The organism is Streptomyces sp. NPDC002130 (assembly GCF_040296465.1).
Taxonomy (GTDB): domain Bacteria; phylum Actinomycetota; class Actinomycetes; order Streptomycetales; family Streptomycetaceae; genus Streptomyces.
This window is the reverse complement of the sequence record NZ_JBEOXI010001298.1, coordinates 1-1018: the sequence shown is the minus strand read 5'-3', so window position 1 is coordinate 1018 and position 1018 is coordinate 1. Positions and strand designations below refer to the sequence as shown.

The window sequence follows — 1018 nt, the reverse complement described above, 5'->3', positions numbered from 1 at the left end:
CGCTCTGGCGCTTCGCTGTGCATCAGCCGGCGCGAGTCTTGTTCTCGCAGCGCGCACGCAATCGCGGCTCGACGACGTCGCGAAGGAAATAGTCGATGCCGGTGGGCGCGCCGTCACCGTTGCCACCGACATCACCGACCAGGCTTCCGCCGAGAATCTGGTGGCCGAGTCCATTGCCGCCTACGGCAAAGTCGACACTCTGATCAACAATGCCTTCTCGATTCCGTCGATGAAGCCATTGGCTCGCACCGATTACCAGCACATCCGCGACAGCATCGAACTGACCGTACTGGGTGCGCTGCGCCTGACTCAGCTGTTCACGCCGGCACTTGCCGAGTCGGACGGCTCCGTGGTGAACATCAATTCGATGGTGTTGCGGCATTCGCAAGAGCGTTACGGCAGCTACAAGATGGCGAAGTCGGCCCTGCTCGCCATGTCGCAGTCCCTGGCCACCGAACTCGGCCCGCAGGGAATTCGTGTCAATTCGATTGCACCCGGCTATATCTGGGGCGACACCCTCAAGGGTTACTTCGCGCACCAGGCGGAGAAGTTCGGCATGACCGTCGAGCAGATCTACGAGCACACCGCGTCGAACACCGACCTCAAGCGCCTGCCGACGACGGATGAAGTATCCGATACGGCGATCTTCCTGGCGTCCCCCATGGCCAGCGCGATCACCGGCCAATGCATCGACGTCAACTGCGGCGAATTCCATCACTAGGAGCACCATGACTGAACGCACTCACGTCGGCACCGTCGAGGATCTCCATGCCTCGGCGACAAGGATGACCGGCCTGACGGACTTCGGCGTCGACGACTACACCGAAGCTCTGTCAGTCCTGCTCGAGTCGTACGACCGCGACGAGGATCTGACACCCTTCGGCAGCAAGATCTCTCGGGTATTCCTACGCGGCGCCCTGGTGGCACGTCTGCTCAGCGAATCCGCATGGAAGGAACATCCAGAGCCGGCGAGGTTCGAGCGCTTGGAGAGCGAGTGGACGGAGACGAGGCCGTCGTA

Annotated in this window: 1 protein-coding gene and 1 pseudogene; both read left to right on the top strand. The window is 61.8% G+C overall.

Annotated elements, in window-relative coordinates:
- Window positions 1-721 (top strand): SDR family oxidoreductase (locus ABT116_RS50435; protein ID WP_351648597.1); only part of this gene is annotated, 721 nt, incomplete at its 5' end.
- 7 nt (window positions 722-728) lie between these two features.
- Window positions 729-1018 (top strand): annotated as a pseudogene (locus ABT116_RS50430) (hypothetical protein); the annotation flags it as partial.